General features: G+C 64.8%; 17 protein-coding genes. 9 read left to right on the top strand and 8 right to left on the bottom strand.

Annotation, left to right across the window (positions count from 1 at the left end; all coding sequences use genetic code 11):
• The first annotated feature begins 73 nt into the window (after positions 1-73).
• The gene (locus WC597_RS04710) at positions 74-496 is read left to right on the top strand and encodes a VOC family protein (RefSeq protein WP_372692113.1); all 423 of its coding nucleotides are present in this window, start codon (positions 74-76) and stop codon (positions 494-496) included.
• Between the two features lie 4 nt (positions 497-500).
• Here the strand turns inward: WC597_RS04710 and WC597_RS04705 are convergent, their stop codons facing one another.
• The 3 genes from WC597_RS04705 to WC597_RS04695 all read right to left on the bottom strand — a co-directional run bounded on the left by WC597_RS04705 (position 501) and on the right by WC597_RS04695 (position 2,998).
• Positions 501-779: a hypothetical protein gene (locus WC597_RS04705; protein WP_372692112.1), complete on the bottom strand. Its 279-nt coding sequence runs from the start codon at positions 777-779 to the stop codon at positions 501-503.
• Positions 779-1,507 (bottom strand): hypothetical protein, encoded by a 729-nt coding sequence (locus WC597_RS04700; protein ID WP_372692111.1) that lies wholly within the window; start codon positions 1,505-1,507, stop codon positions 779-781. The genes WC597_RS04705 and WC597_RS04700 overlap by 1 nt, the downstream gene beginning before the upstream one ends.
• 87 nt (positions 1,508-1,594) lie before the next feature.
• Complete coding sequence (locus WC597_RS04695; protein WP_372692110.1) at positions 1,595-2,998, bottom strand: Do family serine endopeptidase; 1,404 nt, start codon at positions 2,996-2,998, stop codon at positions 1,595-1,597.
• Between the two features lie 893 nt (positions 2,999-3,891).
• On the opposite strand from WC597_RS04695, the gene ettA reads away from it, so the two are divergent.
• The gene (gene ettA / locus WC597_RS04690) at positions 3,892-5,559 is read left to right on the top strand and encodes an energy-dependent translational throttle protein EttA (RefSeq protein WP_372692109.1); all 1,668 of its coding nucleotides are present in this window, start codon (positions 3,892-3,894) and stop codon (positions 5,557-5,559) included.
• A 29-nt stretch (positions 5,560-5,588) separates the two neighbouring features.
• Positions 5,589-6,515 carry a 2-hydroxyacid dehydrogenase gene (locus WC597_RS04685; RefSeq protein ID WP_372692108.1) on the top strand — a complete coding sequence of 309 codons (927 nt, stop codon included), beginning with the start codon at positions 5,589-5,591 and terminating at the stop codon, positions 6,513-6,515.
• A 2-nt stretch (positions 6,516-6,517) separates the two neighbouring features.
• Here the strand turns inward: WC597_RS04685 and WC597_RS04680 are convergent, their stop codons facing one another.
• The gene (locus WC597_RS04680) at positions 6,518-6,904 is read right to left on the bottom strand and encodes an EF-hand domain-containing protein (RefSeq protein WP_372692107.1); all 387 of its coding nucleotides are present in this window, start codon (positions 6,902-6,904) and stop codon (positions 6,518-6,520) included.
• Positions 6,905-7,023: 119 nt separating this feature from the next.
• Here WC597_RS04680 and WC597_RS04675 point away from each other — a divergent pair, with 119 nt between their 5' ends.
• The 4 genes from WC597_RS04675 to metH all read left to right on the top strand — a co-directional run bounded on the left by WC597_RS04675 (position 7,024) and on the right by metH (position 12,836).
• The gene (locus WC597_RS04675; protein WP_372692105.1) at positions 7,024-7,983 is read left to right on the top strand and encodes an ArsR/SmtB family transcription factor; all 960 of its coding nucleotides are present in this window, start codon (positions 7,024-7,026) and stop codon (positions 7,981-7,983) included.
• Positions 7,983-8,927, top strand: a complete 945-nt coding sequence (metF, locus tag WC597_RS04670; RefSeq protein ID WP_372692104.1) for a methylenetetrahydrofolate reductase [NAD(P)H] — start codon at positions 7,983-7,985, stop codon at positions 8,925-8,927. The genes WC597_RS04675 and metF overlap by 1 nt, the downstream gene beginning before the upstream one ends.
• Positions 8,924-10,018, top strand: a complete 1,095-nt coding sequence (locus WC597_RS04665) for a homocysteine S-methyltransferase family protein (RefSeq protein WP_372692103.1) — start codon at positions 8,924-8,926, stop codon at positions 10,016-10,018. Before metF ends, WC597_RS04665 begins: the two co-directional genes overlap by 4 nt.
• A 151-nt stretch (positions 10,019-10,169) precedes the next feature.
• Positions 10,170-12,836: a methionine synthase gene (gene metH, locus WC597_RS04660; RefSeq protein WP_372692102.1), complete on the top strand. Its 2,667-nt coding sequence runs from the start codon at positions 10,170-10,172 to the stop codon at positions 12,834-12,836.
• Positions 12,837-12,882: 46 nt separating this feature from the next.
• On the opposite strand, the gene WC597_RS04655 is transcribed toward metH, so the two are convergent.
• Both WC597_RS04655 and WC597_RS04650 read right to left on the bottom strand, forming a co-directional pair.
• Positions 12,883-13,443, bottom strand: a complete 561-nt coding sequence (locus WC597_RS04655; protein WP_372692101.1) for a hypothetical protein — start codon at positions 13,441-13,443, stop codon at positions 12,883-12,885.
• Positions 13,444-13,583: 140 nt separating this feature from the next.
• On the bottom strand, positions 13,584-16,526 hold the full coding sequence (locus WC597_RS04650) for a TonB-dependent receptor domain-containing protein (RefSeq protein WP_372692100.1): 2,943 nt from the start codon (positions 16,524-16,526) through the stop codon (positions 13,584-13,586).
• 286 nt (positions 16,527-16,812) lie between these two features.
• Between WC597_RS04650 and WC597_RS04645 the strand changes: the two genes are divergently transcribed.
• Positions 16,813-17,319, top strand: a complete 507-nt coding sequence (locus WC597_RS04645) for a hypothetical protein (protein WP_372692099.1) — start codon at positions 16,813-16,815, stop codon at positions 17,317-17,319.
• Positions 17,320-17,325: 6 nt separating this feature from the next.
• Here the strand turns inward: WC597_RS04645 and WC597_RS04640 are convergent, their stop codons facing one another.
• Positions 17,326-17,472 carry a hypothetical protein gene (locus tag WC597_RS04640; protein WP_372692098.1) on the bottom strand — a complete coding sequence of 49 codons (147 nt, stop codon included), beginning with the start codon at positions 17,470-17,472 and terminating at the stop codon, positions 17,326-17,328.
• Positions 17,473-17,538: 66 nt separating this feature from the next.
• Between WC597_RS04640 and WC597_RS04635 the strand changes: the two genes are divergently transcribed.
• Positions 17,539-18,441: an MBL fold metallo-hydrolase gene (locus tag WC597_RS04635; protein WP_372692097.1), complete on the top strand. Its 903-nt coding sequence runs from the start codon at positions 17,539-17,541 to the stop codon at positions 18,439-18,441.
• On the opposite strand, the gene WC597_RS04630 is transcribed toward WC597_RS04635, so the two are convergent.
• Positions 18,438-19,109 carry a DUF1499 domain-containing protein gene (locus WC597_RS04630; RefSeq protein ID WP_372692096.1) on the bottom strand — a complete coding sequence of 224 codons (672 nt, stop codon included), beginning with the start codon at positions 19,107-19,109 and terminating at the stop codon, positions 18,438-18,440. The genes WC597_RS04635 and WC597_RS04630 overlap by 4 nt on opposite strands.
• Positions 19,110-19,116: the final 7 nt, after the last annotated feature.

The following is a 19,116-nucleotide window of genomic DNA, read 5'->3' as shown; positions in this document are numbered from 1 at the left end:
GTGCGACCTATGTAGTCGTTCGCCAAAGGCTTTTCACGCGTTAGTATGCCGACCTGCCACGGAGACCGCCTTCATGACCGACGCCAATCCGCATCAAGGCCCGACCTCGGGCCTGACGCCCCACCTGACGATCCCGTCGCGCGGCGCCTCGGCGGCGGTGGACTTCTACATCATCGCCTTCGGGGCCGAGGTGCTGGCCCGCAATGTCGCCGACGACGGCGAGCGACTGATCCACGCCCATCTGAAGATCAACGGCGCCAGCGTCATGTTGAACGACGAGTTCCCGGAATACAGCGGCGTCCAGGACGTCCGCCCCGCCGGCGTCACCCTTCACCTCCAGGTCGCCGATCCCGACGCCTGGTGGACCCGCGCCATGACCGTCGGCGGCGCAGAACCCGTCATGGACATGGCCGACCAGTTCTGGGGCGACCGCTACGGCCAACTCCGCGACCCCTTCGGCCACACATGGTCCATCGGCGGCCCGGCTAAGGGCTGAGGCGTCAGACGCGCTTCACCGCCGTCAAGGCCCAACTCACAGGCAGGCTGACGGCGACGATAAGCACCAACAAACCGAGCCCTCCGCCCCACTCCGGCGGAAAATCATGCCTGCCGAACAGGAAGATCAGGGTCAGCCCCATGCCGATCACGAAGGCCTGGAATCGCGGAACCACCAAAGCCTGATCGCACCGCCTGCAGGCGAACGTCCTGCCAAAGTTGAACTGCGTCCTGAGGAACGGCACGCGCGCGGCGCAGTTCGGGCAGGTCGGTCCCAGGGCCATCAGTTGCACACCACGGTGTTGGAGCGGGCGATGTTCTGACGCCGCAGGGCGCGGCGACGCGACTCGGTCAGCCATTCACCGCGTCGGTCGGCGCGGTATTCGACGACCGTATTTGGCAGGCAGGAGCGCGCCATCGTCTCCTCGACGAGCCAAGCCTTGGTGCGGGCGTCGAAATCGGCCAGTGCTCCATCCAGACGCTCGACACTGAGTGAATCGGCCTCGCGATACAGCAACCAACCGGGATTGATTCCGTTTCGAGCGACGAAGGCGCGCTGTTGCTCGGCGATCGGCGCCAGATCGACGCCGGGCTCGGCCATGTCCCCGTCAGGAGCGAGTTGTCGCGAAATCAGGCTAGGATCGATCCCGCCGTGGACGACGATCACCGCGCCCGGTTCGACGATCAGACGACCGGCCAGGGGCAGGAAATAGTTGGCGCAGGACGAGTTGCACTCGCCCTTGACCGTCATGGTCAGCCGCCTGCCCTCGAACCATTCGGCGATCCGCATGGCCTCGCCGGCCTTGCCGCCGCGGCTGGTAAGGATCAGTTGGCTTGTGGTCGGAGCGAAAGCCTGTTCCACGCAAGCGGTCAGGGCCGCGTCGATGACGCCGTCAATGACGAAGGTGTCGGGGGTCGCCTGTTGGCACGCCCCCTCTTTCGCCTCAGCTTGAGCAGCATCGATTCCCACAAGCGCGAGGACCAGCCCCGCCGCATACGCCAATCGCTTCAAGGCATCCCCCGTCCGGCCCATCACGACGACCGCAACGTGCGGGCCGTCAACTCCAAGATAGTCGTGAGGCAGAGGCTGGCAATCCCTTTAGCGCAGCACCCCGCGGATCTGGCGGCCGCCGCGATTGACGACGACCTCCCACGGGCCGCGACCGGAACTGGCGGCCTCGACGTCGCGGGCGCTGGCGATGGCGCGGCCGTTGATGCTGACGATCAGGTCGTTCTGGCGGAAGCCCGCGCGCGCCGCATAGCCACGGCCCGACACGCCGGTGACGATGACGCCCGTGGCGAACGGATCGCCGCCCAGACGGTCGGCCAGGGCCGGGTTCAAGGCTACGACCTCGGCCCCGGCGAAGGGACCGGCCGCGATGGTCACTCCCTGTTTCGGATCGGCGTCGCCCGGCAGGGGCTGAACCCTCGCCGTCAGGGTCTGCGCCCGCCCGTCGCGCAGGATGGCGACCTGGACCTGATCGTTCGGATTGCGTGAGCCGACGCGGTAGTTCAGCCCGCCCTGGTCATTGATCTCCTGGCCATCGACGGCGGTGATGACGTCACCCTGGCGCACGCCAGCGCGAGCCGCCGGGCCGTTGGCGTAGACATCGGTAACGACCAACCCTTGCGGCCGGGTCAGGCCCAGGCTGCCGGCGATGTCTCCCGTGACGGTGTCGCCCTTCACGCCCAACCAGGGCCGAACGACCGTCGTCGCCCCGCCCAGCGCCGAATCCACCACCCGTTTGACCATGGCGGCCGGCACGGCGAACCCGACCCCGGCCGAGGAGCCCGAGCGTGAGAAGATGGCGGTGTTGATGCCGATCAGGTCGCCGTCCATGTCCACCAGCGCCCCGCCCGAGTTGCCGGGGTTGATGGCTGCGTCGGTCTGTATGAATGAACCGCTGTCGGAAATGCCGGTCTCGGTCCGGTTCAGGGCCGAGATGATGCCGTTGGTCACCGTCTGACCCACGCCGAACGGATTGCCGATGGCCAGGACCAGATCGCCGACCTGCTGCTCCTCCTGGTCGTCGATGGCCAAGACCGGCAGGCGGTCGCTGACATTCTCCAACCTCAGCACCGCGATGTCGCTGCGCTCGTCGGCCAGGATGACGGTGGCGGGAAACTCGCGCCGGTCGTTCAGCACGACCTTGATCTGCTGGGCGCCGTCGATGACGTGATTGTTGGTCACCACGATCCCATCCGAGCGGACGATGACGCCGGACCCGACCGATTCCGCCACCCGCGCCTGGGGTATGCCGCCGCCGAAGAACTGGAAGAAGGGATCGGCCTGCACCCGCTGCACGCTGCGCGCCGAGATATTGACCACGGCGGGCGCCGCGGACCGCACCACAGGCGCGAAACTGGATTTCATCCCCGCCGCATCGGACGGCGCCGTGCGCGTCGGTTGGGCGAACTCGCCCTCCTGCGCCTTGGAGTTTGTGGGATTGCCGCACGCCGACAGGGCGAATGCGGCGGCGAGCACGATCGATCGGGTCTTCATGGGCATCCGAAAAAGTCAGGCTTCAAGCGACGCCATACCGCACCCGGTTTCGGGCCGGATCAAGGCGTTTGAGCCTCATCAACGGACAAGCTTTCGCGCCGTTCCGCCGGTCCGCCCCACCGTCTCCTCCCCACATCGTGGGGAGGGGGACCGCGTAGCGGTGGAGGGGCTCTTGGAGCCGCGCGGGCGCTTCTCCCTCCCCTTCATGGGGAGGGACGATCGCGCAGCGATCCGGGTGGGGCCGTAAGAGCGGGCGAACTGCTTCACACGCCCCCACCCCGGCTGCGCTCCGCTTCGCCGCCCCTCCCCATGAAGGGGAGGGAGAACGCACCCGAACCATCACAATGTCGCTGGTTCATTCCCAGCGAATCCAATCGCTTGCCGATTTATGTCCCTCTTTTCCCATCCCCCCTTGGAAACGCGCTTATTCTACACCCGTCCCGTCGCATCGGAGGGCTCGCTTGGCCTGCGACCTTGCGGCGGCGGGAGCGGATGGAACGGGAGCGGGGGTGAAATCCCTCCGCGCTGACATCGACTCATGGAGCGGTGTCGGAGGGTCGAGGGGGATACTCGATCGCACTCGGGACGGGGTTCGCAGACCCCGCCGACCCGTCGCAGGCTTATGGGGTTAGGCGATAAGACCGCCACCGCTCGACGCCCCGAGCTTGAAGGCCAACCAACCGCGCGGAGCGTCATACCCTTCGTCGAAACGGTAACACCAAAACCAAACTCCGGGCGAAGGCCCGGCGCTCCGCCCAGCCCTCCACCAACTTCGCAGCGAAAGCGCGAGGCCAAAGACGCCTGCCCGTCGCCTTATTTGCTCTCGGGCCTCAGGATCGCTACATCCGCCCCAATTCCCCAATCAGACGAACCCGAAGGGCGCACCGCACCTCATGGCGCAGCAATATATTTTCCAGATGCAGGGTCTGACCAAGACCTTCCCCGGCGGCCGCAAGATCTTCGAGAACATCTGGCTCAGCTTCTACAACGACGCCAAGATCGGCGTCGTCGGCGTCAACGGCTCGGGTAAATCCACCCTGCTGAAGATCATGGCCGGCCTGGACACCGAGTTCACGGGCGAGGCCCGCGCCGCCGACGGCATCAAGCGCGGCTATCTGGAGCAGGAGCCCCAGCTCGATCCCACCCTGAACGTCCGCCAGAACGTCGAATCCTGGTGCGAAGAGAAGCAGTGGGTCAACCGCTTCAACGAAGTCGCCGCCGAACTGGGCGAGAACTACACCGACGAACTGATGGAGGAGATGACCACCCTCCAGGAGAAGATCGACGCCGGCGACGTCTGGGACATCGACAGCCGCATCGAAATGGCCATGGGCGCCCTGCGCTGCCCCGACGATGACTGGGAAGTCACCAACCTGTCCGGCGGTGAGAAGCGCCGCGTGGCCCTGGCCCGCCTGCTGCTGTCCAAGCCCGACATGCTGCTGCTCGACGAACCGACCAACCACCTGGACGCCGAATCCGTCGCCTGGCTCCAGCACCACCTGGAAAACTTCCCCGGCTGCGTCATCCTGGTGACCCACGACCGTTACTTCCTGGACCTCGTCACCAAGTGGACGCTGGAGCTGGACCGCGGCAAGGGCCACCCGCACGAGGGCAACTATTCCTCGTGGCTGGAAGCCAAGACCAAGCGCGTCATTCAGGAAAACTCGGAATCCGAAGCCCGCCAGCGCGCCCTCAGCCGCGAACTGGATTGGGTCCGTTCGGGCGCCAAGGCCCGTCAGGCCAAGTCCAAGGCCCGTCTGGCCGCCTATGAGCGGATGGTGGACGAACAGGAATCGATGCGCGGCGCCCAGACCCACGCCCACATCCAGATCCCGCCTGGCCCGCGCCTGGGCAATGTCGTGCTGGAAGTCGAGGGTCTGCAAAAGTCCTATGGCGACAAGACCCTGTTCGACAACCTGACCTTCAAGCTGCCGCCCAACGGCATCGTCGGCGTCATCGGCCCCAACGGCGCCGGCAAGTCGACAATGTTCAAGCTGATCACCGGCCAGGAAACCCCTGACGGCGGCGCCGTCAAGGTCGGCGAAACGGTCAAGCTGGCCTATGTCGACCAGTCGCGCGACGACCTGAAGCCTGACGAGACCATCTGGCAGGCCATATCGGGCGGCACCGAAGTGATGATGGTCGGCAAGCGCGAGATCAACACCCGCGCCTATGTCGGCAGCTTCAACTTCAAGGGCGGCGATCAGCAGAAGAAGGTCGGCCAACTGTCCGGCGGTGAGCGCAACCGGGTCCACCTGGCCAAGACCTTGGCCTCGGGCGGCAACCTGATCTTGCTCGATGAACCGACCAACGACCTCGACATCGAAACCTTGCAGAACCTCGAAGAGGCTCTGGAAGGGTTCGCAGGCTGCGCCGTGGTCATCTCCCACGACCGCTGGTTCCTTGACCGTCTGGCCACCCACATCCTCGCCTTCGAAGGCGACGGCCACGTGGAATGGTTCGAGGGCAACTTCGAAGCCTACGAACAGGACAAGATGCGCCGCCTGGGCGCCGACAGCATCATCCCCAAACGCATCCAGCACCAGAAATTCGGGCGCTGATTACCTGACCTGAAAAGAGGAGCCGCTGCATGACCCAACGCCCCGCCGTTCTCATCATGCAGCGGCATCTCGCCCCACTCTCGGGCTTCCTTGAGAGCGCCTACGACGTCTATCGCTTCTGGGAAGGTCCGCCGATCGAGGCGGCCCACGACATCCGCGTCATGGTCGTCGCCGGCGAGGCGACGTTGGACAAGACGCTGATCGAACGCCTGCCCAACCTCGACCTGATCGCCTGTTTCACCTCGGGCTATGACGGCATCGACATCGACTGGTGCCGCGCGCGTGGCCTGCCTGTCACCCATGCCCCCGGCGTCAATCACGAGGACGTCGCCGACCATGCCCTGGGCCTGATCCTCGCCGCGCGCCGCCAGATCGCCTCGGGCGACCGTCAGGTCCGTTCGGGCGGCTGGACCGCCGAGACCCGCACCATCACCGCCTCCCTCGGCGGCCAGAAACTGGGCATCGTCGGCCTGGGCCATATCGGCAAGGCCGTCGCCGACCGCGCCGAGGCCTTCCGCATGGCTGTCAGTTGGTGGGGGCCGCGTCCCCACGACGCCGAATGGCCCCGCGCCGAAAGCCTGTTGGCGCTCGCCAAGGCCAGCGACATCCTGGTCGTCGCCTGCAAGGCGGACGAGACCAATCGCGGCCTGATCTCGCGCGACATCCTTGAGGCGCTCGGTCCCGACGGCCTGCTGGTCAATGTCTCGCGCGGTCAGGTCGTGGACGAGGACGCCCTGATCGCCGCCCTGAAATCAGGCGCTCTGGGCCAGGCCGCGCTGGACGTCTTCGTCGAGGAACCGACCGATCCGAACCGCTGGGCCGACGTGCCCAACATCGTCCTGACGCCCCACACCGCCGGGGCCACGACCGCCGGGGTGCAGGGCATGCTGATGTTGCTGATGCAGAACCTTCAGGCGCATTTCGCGGGCGAGCCGCTGAAGACACCCGTGGCCTGATCTTAGCGTGGACGCTGCGGCCGCTCGTCAGCCGTCACGACGCCATCGCCGTTCTTGTCCAGCGCCTTGAACTGGGCGTCCAGACCGACGGTGAACTCCTCGCGCGTCACTCGCCCGTCGCCGTCCGCATCCATCCGCACCAGCATCCGCCCGCCGCGCGCATTGGCCAGTTCGGTCGCATCCACCACGTCGTCGTGATTGGCGTCCAGCCGGTCGAACACCTGCGTCATCCGCGCCTGCATCTGCGCCAGGCTCTCTCGCTCCGGCGGACGCATCCCTTCCATGGGAGGCCCCGACATCTGAGGCATGGGCGGCTCGGGAAAATCGCTCTGGGCCATCGCCGGGCCGGCGGCGGCAAGAGCGAAGGCGGCAATCAGCAGGTTACGCATGGGACCACTCCAAAAGGGCTGCGAATCCTTGAACGCACGCACGAACTATTCCCGTCGCAGCCCCGTTGGGAAAGCGATTTCACTTGCCAAATCATATAAGGATATCTTTATATGAACCTATGAGCCTGTCCGCCGATCAGACTGTCGAAGCACTCCGCGCCGCCGGCGAACCCACCCGTCTGCGCGTCCTGTCGCTGCTGGCCGGTGAAGAGCTTTCGGTCATGGAGATGTCGCGCATTCTGGACCAGAGCCAGCCTCGCGTGTCGCGCCATCTGAAGCTGATGACCGACGCCGGCCTGATCGAACGCTTTCCTGACGGCGCCCGCGTCTACTACCGCCTGTCGCACGACGCCCAGGCGCGCCGGCTGATCGACACGGTGCTGGACATCCTGGCCGAAGACGCCGGCGAGGCCGATCACCGCCGTCTCGACGAAGTTCGCAAGGACCGCGAGGAAGCCGCCGTCAGCTATTTCGAGCAGGTCGCGCCCCAGTGGGACCGCCTGCGTTCGCTCTACGTCAGTGAGAGCGCCGTCGAGGCGGCGCTGGAAAAAGCCGTCGGCCCCGGCCCGTTCGAGCGCGTCGTCGACCTGGGCACCGGCTCGGGCCGGATGCTGACCCTGTTCGGCAAGAAGGCCAAGATGTCGGTCGGGCTGGACCTCAGCCAGAACATGCTGAACATCGCCCGCACCAACGTCACAAAGGCCGGGCTGGACAAGGTCGAGCTACGTCACGGCGACATCTTCGCCACTCGTCTGCCCGCCGCCAGCGCCGATCTGGTGATCGTGCATCAGGTGCTGCACTACCTGTCCGACCCGTCCGCCGCCGTCGCCGAGGCCGCCCGCTTGGTCAGCCCGAACGGCCGCCTGGTCATCATCGACTTCGCCCCCCACGACTTCGAACATATGCGCGAAGCGCACCAGCATCGCCGCCTCGGTTTCGCCGACGGCGAGATCAACGGATGGCTGCTTGACGGCGGCCTGACGCCGTCCGCCCCCATCGCCCTGCCGCATGACGCCGAGGGCCTGACCGTGACCATCTGGACGGCGGAACGCCGCGTCCAGGATAGAAAGACCGCCTGATGGCTTCCTTAGCTGACGCCCGCGCCCTGCTGCTGTCGCCGCTCGGCCCCGTGGCCCGCGCCGGGTCCAACCGCGACGACGTGCGCGTCTCGTTCGAATTTTTCCCGCCCAAGACGGACGAGGCCGAGGCCAATCTGTGGAAGGCGATCCGTCGGCTGGAGCCGCTGAACCCCGCTTTCGTGTCCGTCACCTACGGCGCCGGCGGCTCGACCCGTGAGCGGACCCACCGCACGGTTCAACGGATCATCGCCGAAACATCCTTGCGTCCCGCCGCCCACCTGACCTGCGTCGAGGCCAGCCGCGACGAGGTCGATGAGGTCATCGCGGGCTACAAGACCATCGGCGTCGATCACATCGTCGCCCTGCGCGGGGATCCGCCCGGCGGGTCCGGCATCGGCGGTGTCTATCAGCCGCGCCCAGACGGCTACGCCAACGCCACCGAACTGACCCAGGCCATCAGTCGCGCCGGCGGTTTCGACGTCACGGTCGGCACCTATCCCGAGCGCCACCCTGAAAGCCCCTCCATCGACCACGACATCAACGTGCTGAAGGCCAAGGTCGACGCCGGCGCAACCCGCGCGGTCAGCCAGTTCTTCTTCGACATCGACGCCTTCCTGCGCTTCCGCGATCGGGTGCGGGCGGCAGGCGTGACCATCCCGCTGATCCCCGGCGTCATGCCCGTGTCCAACTTCGCCGGTCTGACGCGCATGTGCGGCGCCTGCGGGACCAGCATCCCCGACTGGCTGAAGGCGCATTTCGACGGGCTGGACGACGATCCCGAGACCCGAAAACTGCTGGCCGCCTCGGTTGCCGCCGAGACCTGCGCACGTCTGCAGGAAGAGGGCTTCTCGGACTTCCACTTCTACACCCTGAACCGCGCCGACCTGGTTTATGCGATCTGTCGGGTGCTGGGCGTGCGTGAAACCAAGGCCGTGGCGCAATGACATCTCGCCTCACCCGCGCCGAACGCATCGCCGCCCTGCATCAGGCGGCCAGGGAACGGATCCTGGTCCTCGACGGCAGCTGGGGCGTGATGATCCAGCGTCGCGGCCTGGACGAGGCCGACTTCCGCTCCGACCGCTTCGTCGGCGCCAACGGCTACAATGAGAAAGACCAGATGAAGGGGAACAACGACATCCTCTGCATCACCCGCCCCGATGTCATCGCCGACCTGCACGACCAGTATTTCGCCGCCGGCGCCGACATCTCCGAGACCAACACCTTCTCCGGCACCACCATCGCCCAGGAAGACTACGCCCTGGACGCCCAGGCGGTGTGGGACATCAATCTGGAAGGCGCCAAACTGGCCCGCGCCTCGGCCGACCGCTGGACCGAGAGGGAGCCGCACAAGCCGCGCTTCGCCGCCGGCTCCATCGGCCCGCTGAACAAGATGCTGTCGATGTCGTCGGACGTGAACGACCCCGGCGCGCGGCTGGTCACCTTCGATCAGGTCTATGAGGCCTATCGCCATCAGGTGAAGGCGCTGAACGAGGGCGGCGTCGATCTGTATCTGATCGAGACCATCACCGACACGCTGAACTGCAAGGCCGCGATCAAGGCGATCAAGGACCTTGAGGACGAGGGCATGGACGCCCTGCCCATCTGGATTTCGGGCACAATCACCGACCGGTCGGGCCGCACCCTGTCGGGCCAGACGGCCGAGGCCTTCTGGAACAGCGTGCGTCACGCCAAACCCTTCGCCGTCGGCTTCAACTGCGCCCTGGGCGCCGACCTGATGCGCCCCTTCATCGCCGAACTCAGCCGCGTCGCCGACACCCTGGTCGCCGCCTACCCCAACGCGGGCCTGCCCAATGCGATGGGCCAGTATGACGAGGAACCGCACGAAACCGCCCACTTCATCGAGGAATGGGCCGCCTCTGGACTGGTCAACATCGTCGGCGGCTGCTGCGGCACCACGCCGGACCATATCAAACACGTCGCCGAAGAGGTCGCACCGCTGAAGCCGCGCGCCATCCCGGAGCGGCCGGTAGCCTTGCGGCTGTCGGGGTTGGAACCGTTCGAGATGGTGGCGTGACACGCTCCCCTCCCCGCTCATCCCCGCGAAAGCGGGGACCTAGTCCTTTGGGCGATAGCCATCACCATGATGTCTTCGCTCGCGATCCCATGCACCGTGCCTCCCAAAAGCACTGGGTCCCCGCTTTCGCGGGGATGAGCGGAAGTCTGTAATGAGACCTACCTTCATCAACGTCGGCGAACGCACCAACGTCACCGGCTCGGCCAAATTCCGCAAACTGGTGGTCGAGGGCGACTATTCGGCGGCGCTGGACGTCGCCCGACAACAGGTCGAGGCCGGCGCCCAGATCATCGACATCAACATGGACGAGGGCCTGCTGGACGGCGTCGTCGCCATGCGGACCTTCCTGAACCTGATCGCGGCCGAGCCCGACATCGCCCGCGTGCCGGTGATGATCGACAGCTCCAAATGGGAGGTGATCGAGGCGGGCCTGAAGTGCGTCCAGGGCAAGCCCATCGTCAATTCGATCAGCATGAAAGAGGGCGAGCAGGTCTTCCGTGACCATGCGATCAAATGCCTGCGCTACGGCGCCGCCGTGGTGGTCATGGCCTTCGACGAGGTAGGTCAGGCCGACACCGCCGCCCGCAAGATCGAGATCTGCACCCGCGCCTACGACATCCTGGTCAACGAGGTCGGTTTCCCGCCCGAGGACATCATCTTCGACCCCAATATCTTCGCCGTGGCGACGGGGATCGAGGAGCACGACAACTACGCCGTCGATTTCATCGAGGGCACGCGCGAGATCAAGCGCACCCTGCCCTACGCCCGCGTCTCGGGCGGCGTGTCCAATGTCTCGTTCAGCTTCCGCGGCAACGAGCCGGTGCGTAGGGCGATCCACAGCGTCTTCCTGTACCACGCCATCGCGGCGGGCATGGACATGGGCATTGTCAACGCCGGCGACCTGCCCGTCTATGACGACATCGACGCCGAACTGCGCGAGGCGGTCGAGGACGTCATCCTGAACCGGCCCCAGCGGACCAATGTCTCGAACACCGAGCGGCTGGTCGACATGGCCCCCCGCTACAAGGGCGAGAAGGGCCAGGCCCGCGTCGTCGATCTGAAGTGGCGTGAACAGCCGGTCGGCAAGCGGATCGAACACGCCCTGGTCAACGGCATCACCGAGTTCATCGACGCCGATACCGAAGAGGCCCGCCTGTCGTTCGACCGGCCGCTGCACGTCATCGAAGGTCCGCTGATGGACGGGATGAACGTGGTCGGCGACCTGTTCGGCTCGGGCAAGATGTTCCTGCCGCAGGTGGTGAAATCGGCGCGCGTGATGAAGCAGGCCGTCGCCTGGCTGAACCCCTTCATGGAGGCCGAAAAGGCCGGCAAGCCGCGCGAACAGGCCGGCCGGATCCTGATGGCCACGGTCAAGGGTGACGTCCATGACATCGGCAAGAACATCGTCGGCGTCGTGCTTCAGTGCAATAATTACGAGGTCATCGACCTGGGCGTCATGGTCCCGGCCGACCGGATTCTGGACGCCGCCGTCGAGCATAATGTTGATATCATCGGCCTTTCCGGCCTGATCACCCCGTCGCTGGACGAAATGGTCTTCGTCGGCGCCGAGATGGAGCGGCGCGGCTTCGACATCCCCCTGCTGATCGGCGGCGCCACCACCAGCCGCACCCATACGGCGGTCAAGATCGAACCGGCCTATCGCCGGGGCTCGACCACCTATGTCGTGGACGCCTCGCGCGCCGTCAGCGTGGTCTCGGGCCTGCTGTCCAAGACCGAGCGGGCCAAAAATGAGGCCGCCACGCGCGACGAATATATCCGCATCCGCGAGCAGTACGCACGCGGCCAGGAGGTGAAGGCCCGCGCCTCGATCAAACAGGCGCGCGAGAACCGGTTCCGCATTGACCGTGCCCAGCCCATGCCCGGCAAGCCGTCCTTCATCGGCGTGAAGGCGTTCGACGCCTGGGATCTGCAGGATCTGGCCGACCACATCGACTGGACCCCCTTCTTCGCCAGTTGGGAGCTGATCGGCCGCTATCCGCTGATCCTGGAAGACGAGATCGTCGGCGAGGCCGCCCGCGACCTGTTCGACGACGCCAAGGTCATGCTGAAACGGATCATCGACGAGAAGTGGTTCACGGCCAAGGGCGTCGTCGGCTTCTGGCCCGCCCGCGCCGACGGTGACGATGTCGTGGTCTATGCCGACGAGAGCCGGGACACGGAAATCGCCCGTTTCTACACCCTGCGTCAGCAGATCAAGAAGTCGAACGGCAAGCCGAACCTGGCTCTGTCCGATTTCATCGCCGATGTGGACGAAGACTATATCGGCGCCTTCGCCGTCACGGCCGGACACGGCGAACTGGAAGTCGCCAAACGGTTCAAGGACGCCGGCGACGACTATTCGGCCATCCTCGCAACCGCCCTGGCCGACCGCCTGGCCGAGGCCTTCGCCGAACGACTGCACAAGGAGGTCCGGACCACCCTGTGGGGCTATGCCGCCGACGAGACGGCCAGCGTCGATGACCTGATCGCCGAACAGTACCAAGGCATCCGCCCCGCCCCCGGCTATCCGGCCCAGCCCGATCACACGGAGAAGGCCACCCTGTTCCGTCTGCTTCGGGCCGAGGACAACGCCGGCATGGCCCTGACCGAGAGCTACGCCATGACGCCCCCGGCCTCGGTCTCGGGCCTCTATTTCGGCCATCCGGGCAGCCACTATTTCGGCGTCGGCAAGATCGATCTGGACCAGGTCGAGGACTATGCACGCCGCAAGGGCTGGGACGTGGCGACCGCCGAACGCTGGCTGGCGCCGATCCTCAACTACGACCCTTACGCCGCCAAACGCGAAACGGCGGCCTGAGCCGAAGCTCAAGCCGCCGTTCCAAAGACGCGAGCCAAAGACCCGATTAGTCGATGCCGACGCTTTCCAACGTCGCCGGCGGCGTCGTGATGTTGGCGCGGATGCGACGCGCGGCGTGCTCGCATCGGCCCGGCAGGCCGAAGAACAGACCGAACGACTGGCTGCGCGCCTCGGCGTCCGGGTTGCTGATCAGCGACGCCCACTGGGTCTTGACGGCGGCGACCGCCTGTTCAGCCTCGGCCTTCGAAGCCGCCGATTGACGCGGCGTCGCGACGGCCAGGGCGCTGCGGAAATCCTGGGCTTCCAGACGGCCCAATCGAACCAGTTCCATATCCTCGGGCGCACGGGTCGTCAGGGTGTCGCCCAGATCGGCATGACCGCTGACCAGCGCATCACACCACGCCACCAGCGGATAGTCCGCATTCGGCGCCCCCCGCGGCAACGGCCGCGCATAGGCGATGGCCTCGCGCGTTTTCAAGGCGTCGGCGGTCTCTGCGGTCCGGGCGCCGGTGACGATCGGACCATCCTGGTTTTGAGCCTGGGCCAAGACGGGGCCGACGGCCAGCAACGACAGGGCGGTAAGGCCGGGGACGAGAAGTCTAGGCATGGTCTTCCTTCAGAGAGCGTCGCGAACAGGCGACGATCATCAACGCTCACCCGCCCGGATGGTTTTTCTACGGCGCCGCTTAAACGAAAAAGGCGGCGGAGCGTTGCTCCGCCGCCTCAGTCTCGTGTCGTTGACCGGCCTTAGAACTTGGCGGTCAGACCGACGTAGTAACGGCGACCCAGCACGTCATAGGTCGACGGGTCGGTATTGGCCTGAACGCCCGGCGAGTAAACATTGGGCTGCTCGTCGGTAAGGTTGTTCACGCCTGCGCGCAGCGACACTCTGTCGTTGACGCTCCAAGAACCGTTCAGATCGAAGTAATCGATTGAAGGCAGCGTCGAGTTGCCGTTGAAGATTTCCATCTCTCCGACTCGACGCCAACGGACACCGGCGCCGAATGCTCCATTGGTCCAGTTAACCGTCGTCAGGGACTTCCACTCAGGGAAGGTGCGGCCGAATACGCTGGCGATGGTGCCCGTACGATCGGTGAAAACGCCGCCCTCGACCACGTTGTCTTCGTAGTTTTCAAGCCAGCTGACGACGGTGTTGACGTCCAGGCTTCCCCAAGCAGGGGCGCCCACATCCGACAAATCGAAGCGCCAATCGGCTTGGAAGTCCACGCCCGACGTCTTGACCATGCCGAGGTTGGCATTGTTCTCGAAGGTATTGACGATGTTGCCCGAGAGCCGGTCGCGTTGGAAGAGTGCGCAATAGCTGTTGGACGCATCAAACGTGGGGTTTTCGCCCGTAGCGTTGAAGCAACCTTGCAACTGCTGGTCCACCGTGATGGCGCCGATCGCATTGGTGATTTCGATGTTGTAATAATCGACCGATGCGGAAAGGCGGGACAGTAGCGGATGAGAGAAGGGCGATTGCCAAACGATGCCCGCCGACCAGCTGTCCGAAGTTTCTTCGATCAGGTCAGGGTTGCCGCCGCTCACGCCTTGGACTTGCTCGTTAGAGTAGACAAACGTGCCATAGTCATCAGCGCGAATACCTTGAGCGATACAGAGGTTCCGGATCGCATCTGCATTCGGATTGCCCGGTTTACGGTAGCTGCTGTTGACGTCGCACGGATCGCCTTCGATCCCGTCGGGATCAGCTGCACCAATGGCCGGGAAGCCGACGTTGACCGGAGAGAACAGTTCTCCAATCGAAGGCGCGCGGACGGCGCGGTTGTAGCCACCGCGAACGCGAAGACCATCGATGATCGTCCAGTCAAGATCCGCGCGGTAGGCAGTCGTTCCACCCGTTAGGTTGTAGTCGGCGTAACGATAGCCGACGGTCAAATCCAGAGCCTGAACGAATGGCACATCGGCCAGCACCGGGATCAGCGCTTCAGCGTAAAGTTCGCGCGAGTTGGTGCCGCCGCGAAGCGGTTGTGACGGGTTGAAGCCGGCGATTTCCGAACCGCCAGTCGTGCTGCCGTCCGGCAGGTTCACGATCGGATTGCTCTGAGCCAACGAGCTGTCGGCCTGGAAGTCGAAGTTGTCCTGACGATATTGAGCCCCGAAAGCGACCCGCACCTCACCAGCAGGCAGATCGAAGGCCTTGCCCTGGATCGTGGCTTCAACGACCCGTTGCTCCGTCGTCGTTTGGTTGCGAGCCGAACGGTTGATGTAGTTGACGCATTCAGCCGACAAATTCGTCACGCCGAACGGATCGAAACCACCCGCACAAAGGCTCACGCCGCCGTCCGCAGCATTCAACAGCGTCTGAACGGACGAGCGCGAAACGTTGCCGCTCTGCGTCGTCAGATTGCTGACGCGGCCATAGGATGCATAGACATCATAGGTCCAGGTGCTCTTCGGCACCTGGCCGCGGATACCCGTGGTCAACTGATAGACGTTGTATTCGTCCGTCGAGTGGCGCCCGCCCAGCGACGTAAACCGCTTGTTCAGAAGGAAGGTCGAACCCGGATTGGGACGTGCATTCAGGAAGGTGCGCAGATCACCGGTGATGAACGGGTTGGTCGCGGGAACGCGGAAGCCCGTGCCGTTAGCCGCAGGCGTTGCAGCCAATTCAGAGTCAGCCGTGTATTGCGTGAACAGGGCGCTGGCGTAGATTTCAGCATTGTCGTTGATATGATACTTGCCCGACGCATAGGCGTTGAACCTATCGATCGGCAGCTGCATGTAGTTCAGCGGACCAGTGTTGAATGTATAGTTGGCGTTCGGTTGGGTATACTCAATCCCCGCACCAGCAGGATTTTTGACGTTCACCTTGCCAGTATATGCAAAAATGCTGCCGTCGTCATTGAAACCGAACTGACCGCCCGGAGCGACCGCTCTGCCGAAGTACGATGCCAGGAAAGCCGCAGACGGCCGGTTGCCGGCATCAAGAATGGTCGAGCCTAGTGGAGACGTGGTGGACGCACCAGAGACCGCAGAGAAGGGGCGAGCAGCGTTGAAGATAACTTCACGCGTCGAGCGGCCCAACGAAAGAACCGCGTTGCCCTTGTCGTCTGCGAAGTTGCCGCCGATGGTCAGCGAATAGCTTTCCGTTACACCGTCGTTGCGGTCTGTCTGACCGTACTGTGCGTCAAACTGAACGCCTTCAAAGCTTTCGTTAAGGATGAAGTTCGCAACGCCGGCGAGAGCGTCCGAACCGTATGCAGCCGAGGCGCCGCCCGAGATCACTTCGATATTCTGGATCAGAGCGGTCGGGATGATGGAAACATCGACGGCGCCGGACGAATTGGAAGGCACCAAGCGGCGTCCGTTCACCAGAACCAGCGTGCGATTGGTGCCAAGGTTCCGCAGGTTGATATTTGCCTGCCCGCCGTTGGACGGGTTGTTCGATGTTGAGCCGATCGACGGCGTAAACTGCGGCAGGTCGTTAAGAAGTGACTCGATGGTCACAGCGCCGGTTTGCTGGAAGTCCTGAGCGCCAACCGTCACGACAGGGCTGGTCGAACGATAGTCCTGACGCGCGATGCGCGAACCGGTGACGACGATCTCGCCGACTTCGGTCGCCTGGTCCTCAGTCGATTGTGCGAACGACGGCGTGGCGGCCATCGCCAGAGCGACGCCGCCGATGATCGTGGTCGCCAGAAGGCCGCGACGATATCTGTTGGTGTTCAAGGCTTGTTCTCCCGGGAAGAGCCAAAGTCGTTAAGAAACGACCGCTTAATCAATAGCCATTTACCGACCCCACGATCGGTTGGGTGGGAGAGCATACCAACGCCGATGCTAAGTCCAGCGAGAAGGCGGCTTTCGAACACATTGGAGACACGTCTGTCGCAAAGACGACACACCATGGTCGCCGCAGAGACATCGGGCGCGTCTTGATTTCTAATGATATACTTGGCTGAAACGAAAATTTCACGAGAACGTAATGACCCATATTAGACGTATAGCTGGATCAAAAATGGCGATTTTTTCGCTACTCGCGAGCAGTTTGACCGCAGAACCTGCGGTTGCGCGACAAAATAACGCGACGGCTGGAAGCGACCTGATCGGGACAGTCACGCGCTGCCGGGAGATCGAGGCCAATGTTGCCCGGTTGTCGTGTTTTGACACCGCCGCAGCCGGATTAGCCGCAGCCGGAGAGGTCGCCGTAGTGAGTCGCCAGGACGTGGAGCAGAATCAACGCCGACTGTTCGGGTTCAACATCTCTACGCTGAACCCATTTGAAAACTCAGGCCGATCCGAAAGCCTGCAGTCCATCTCCGCGACCATTACTTCAGCTAGAAATCTCGGCAGGGGCGAATGGTTGATCACGCTGGATGACAGCTCAGTGTGGCGAAAGACAGATGGCGCCGATGTGTCGTTTTTGCCCAATCGGCAGTATCCGGTGACAGTGCGCCGTGCCGCCATGGGGAGCTATATGATGAAAGTGGCGAACGACCCGCCTTTCCGCGTCCGTCGCGAATAGCGCCGTTCAGCGCTCTATCATCACCCGCGCCGCATAGGGCGCGGGTTCGGGGGTACAGGAGGCGGCGATCAGTTGCACCGCGGCGAGACAGAGGAAGGCGGTCGCGACGAGCGGGAGCCGATTTGATACAGCGAAGGCGATCGAACGGGCCATGGCGGGCGCTCCAAGCATGATTACCGAGGCGTTAACGCAAGCTCTGCGCCAGAGGGAGCCGTAGCGATGATCCCTTTCGTTCGGGCCTTCGACTTCGCCTATGGACGGCGTGATCAGGTCTCGCCATTGATTCAGCGGGTGATCGCCGACAATCCGGGGCCGTTCACCTTCACCGGGACGGGGACCTATGTCGTCGGGCGGCCTGACGCGGGGGCCGAGGTGGCGGTGATTGATCCAGGGCCGCTGGATGAGGCGCATCTGGCGGCCTTGCTGAAGGCGGTCGAGGGGCGGCTGGTCAGCCATGTGCTGGTGACGCATACGCATCGGGATCATGCGCCGCTGGCGAGGCCGTTCGCTGAGGCGACGGGGGCGCGGGTTCTGGCGGCCCGGCCTCCGGTGCGGGAGACGCATGCATCGGGTGCGCTGGACGAAGATGACGATGCAGAGTTTGCGCCCGATGTCGTGCTGGCGGGTGGCGAAGTGATTCAGGGCGATGGTTGGACGATCGAGGCGATGTTCACGCCTGGCCATGCGTCAAATCACATGGCCTTCGTCCTGCGCGAGGAGAACGCCCTGTTCTGCGGGGATCACGTCATGGGGTGGTCGACGACGGTCGTGGCGCCGCCTGATGGGAATATGCGCCAGTATCTGGCTAGCCTGGATGCGGTGATGGCGCGGGAGTTCGACGTGCTGTGGCCGACGCATGGGGCGTCGGTGATGCAGGTGCGGCCGTTTCTGGAGGCGTATCGCGCCCACCGGCTGGAGCGGGAAGCGCAGATCGTCCAGAGGCTGGCGGCGGGGGATAGGACGGTCGCCGAGATTATCCCGGTTCTGTACGCCGCCGTCGATCAGCGGCTGTGGCCGGCGGCGTCGCTGTCGGTGCTGGCCCATCTGATCAAGCTGGTCGAGGACGGGACGGCCCTAAGCGATGTCGAGCCGGGCCTGACGGCTCGTTTTCGTCTGGTCTAGCGTTCGGCCTCCAGGTTCCGGGCGATCTTGGTCGCCAGCCGGCAGGTCGCGCCGCCGTCGGGGCGGGTGTCGCGAGCGGCGACGCGAATGTCGGTGCGGCCGGGGCGGATACGCACGACGGCGTCGCTGACGAAGCCGAACCAGGCCCCCTCGTGCACGGCCTCGACCTGGAAGGTGGTGGCACGAGTGACGACGAAGCCGGCGTCCACCAGGGCCGAGGTCGCCTGCTGGGCCAGGACCTGGGTCGGGACGGCGCTCAGGTCGGGGCAGGTCTGGGGCGTCGATCCGGCATGCAGGGCGGCGACGCGCGAGAAGGCCGGCGGCTCGGCGGCATTGGTGGTCACGTCACGTGGGTTCGGCGCGGCATCCTGCCCCTGACGCCAGACGAAGCCGCCCGCTGTCGCGCCGGCCAGGACCAGGGCCGCCAGCGCATAGAGCCCCCTGCCCTTCAGATCGCGCAACGCCAGCACGGCCGCCGCCAGCGCGCCGGCCAGACCGATCCAGGCCAGGATGCGCGCCACCGTCCAGGTCAGCAGATCATAGCTGACCGACAGATCGACGCCGCCGAATCGCGTCGCCGCAATCGCCGCCACGATCAACACCGCCGGCGCCGCCGCGAGCGCCGTCAGCCACGGCAGGACGGCGGGGACAGGGTTTCTGATCGGCATTCAGGCT

It is taken from the genome of Brevundimonas sp. (genome assembly GCF_041648115.1).
Classification (GTDB): Bacteria; Pseudomonadota; Alphaproteobacteria; order Caulobacterales; family Caulobacteraceae; genus Brevundimonas.
This window is presented reverse-complemented; position numbering and strand designations above follow the sequence as displayed.

Bases quoted from the DNA above. Each gene is read 5' to 3' on its own strand.
- WC597_RS04680 (WP_372692107.1), bottom strand. From the start codon at position 6,904: ATGCGTAACCTGCTGATTGCCGCCTTCGCTCTTGCCGCCGCCGGCCCG.
- WC597_RS04665 (WP_372692103.1), top strand. From the start codon at position 8,924: ATGACATCTCGCCTCACCCGCGCCGAACGCATCGCCGCCCTGCATCAG.
- WC597_RS04635 (WP_372692097.1), top strand. From the start codon at position 17,539: ATGATCCCTTTCGTTCGGGCCTTCGACTTCGCCTATGGACGGCGTGAT.
- WC597_RS04655 (WP_372692101.1), bottom strand. From the start codon at position 13,443: ATGCCTAGACTTCTCGTCCCCGGCCTTACCGCCCTGTCGTTGCTGGCC.
- WC597_RS04675 (WP_372692105.1), top strand. From the start codon at position 7,024: ATGAGCCTGTCCGCCGATCAGACTGTCGAAGCACTCCGCGCCGCCGGC.
- WC597_RS04695 (WP_372692110.1), bottom strand. From the start codon at position 2,998: ATGAAGACCCGATCGATCGTGCTCGCCGCCGCATTCGCCCTGTCGGCG.
- WC597_RS04705 (WP_372692112.1), bottom strand. From the start codon at position 779: ATGGCCCTGGGACCGACCTGCCCGAACTGCGCCGCGCGCGTGCCGTTC.
- WC597_RS04630 (WP_372692096.1), bottom strand. From the start codon at position 19,109: ATGCCGATCAGAAACCCTGTCCCCGCCGTCCTGCCGTGGCTGACGGCG.
- metF (WP_372692104.1), top strand. From the start codon at position 7,983: ATGGCTTCCTTAGCTGACGCCCGCGCCCTGCTGCTGTCGCCGCTCGGC.
- WC597_RS04640 (WP_372692098.1), bottom strand. From the start codon at position 17,472: ATGGCCCGTTCGATCGCCTTCGCTGTATCAAATCGGCTCCCGCTCGTC.
- ettA (WP_372692109.1), top strand. From the start codon at position 3,892: ATGGCGCAGCAATATATTTTCCAGATGCAGGGTCTGACCAAGACCTTC.
- WC597_RS04710 (WP_372692113.1), top strand. From the start codon at position 74: ATGACCGACGCCAATCCGCATCAAGGCCCGACCTCGGGCCTGACGCCC.
- WC597_RS04685 (WP_372692108.1), top strand. From the start codon at position 5,589: ATGACCCAACGCCCCGCCGTTCTCATCATGCAGCGGCATCTCGCCCCA.
- WC597_RS04645 (WP_372692099.1), top strand. From the start codon at position 16,813: ATGGCGATTTTTTCGCTACTCGCGAGCAGTTTGACCGCAGAACCTGCG.
- metH (WP_372692102.1), top strand. From the start codon at position 10,170: ATGAGACCTACCTTCATCAACGTCGGCGAACGCACCAACGTCACCGGC.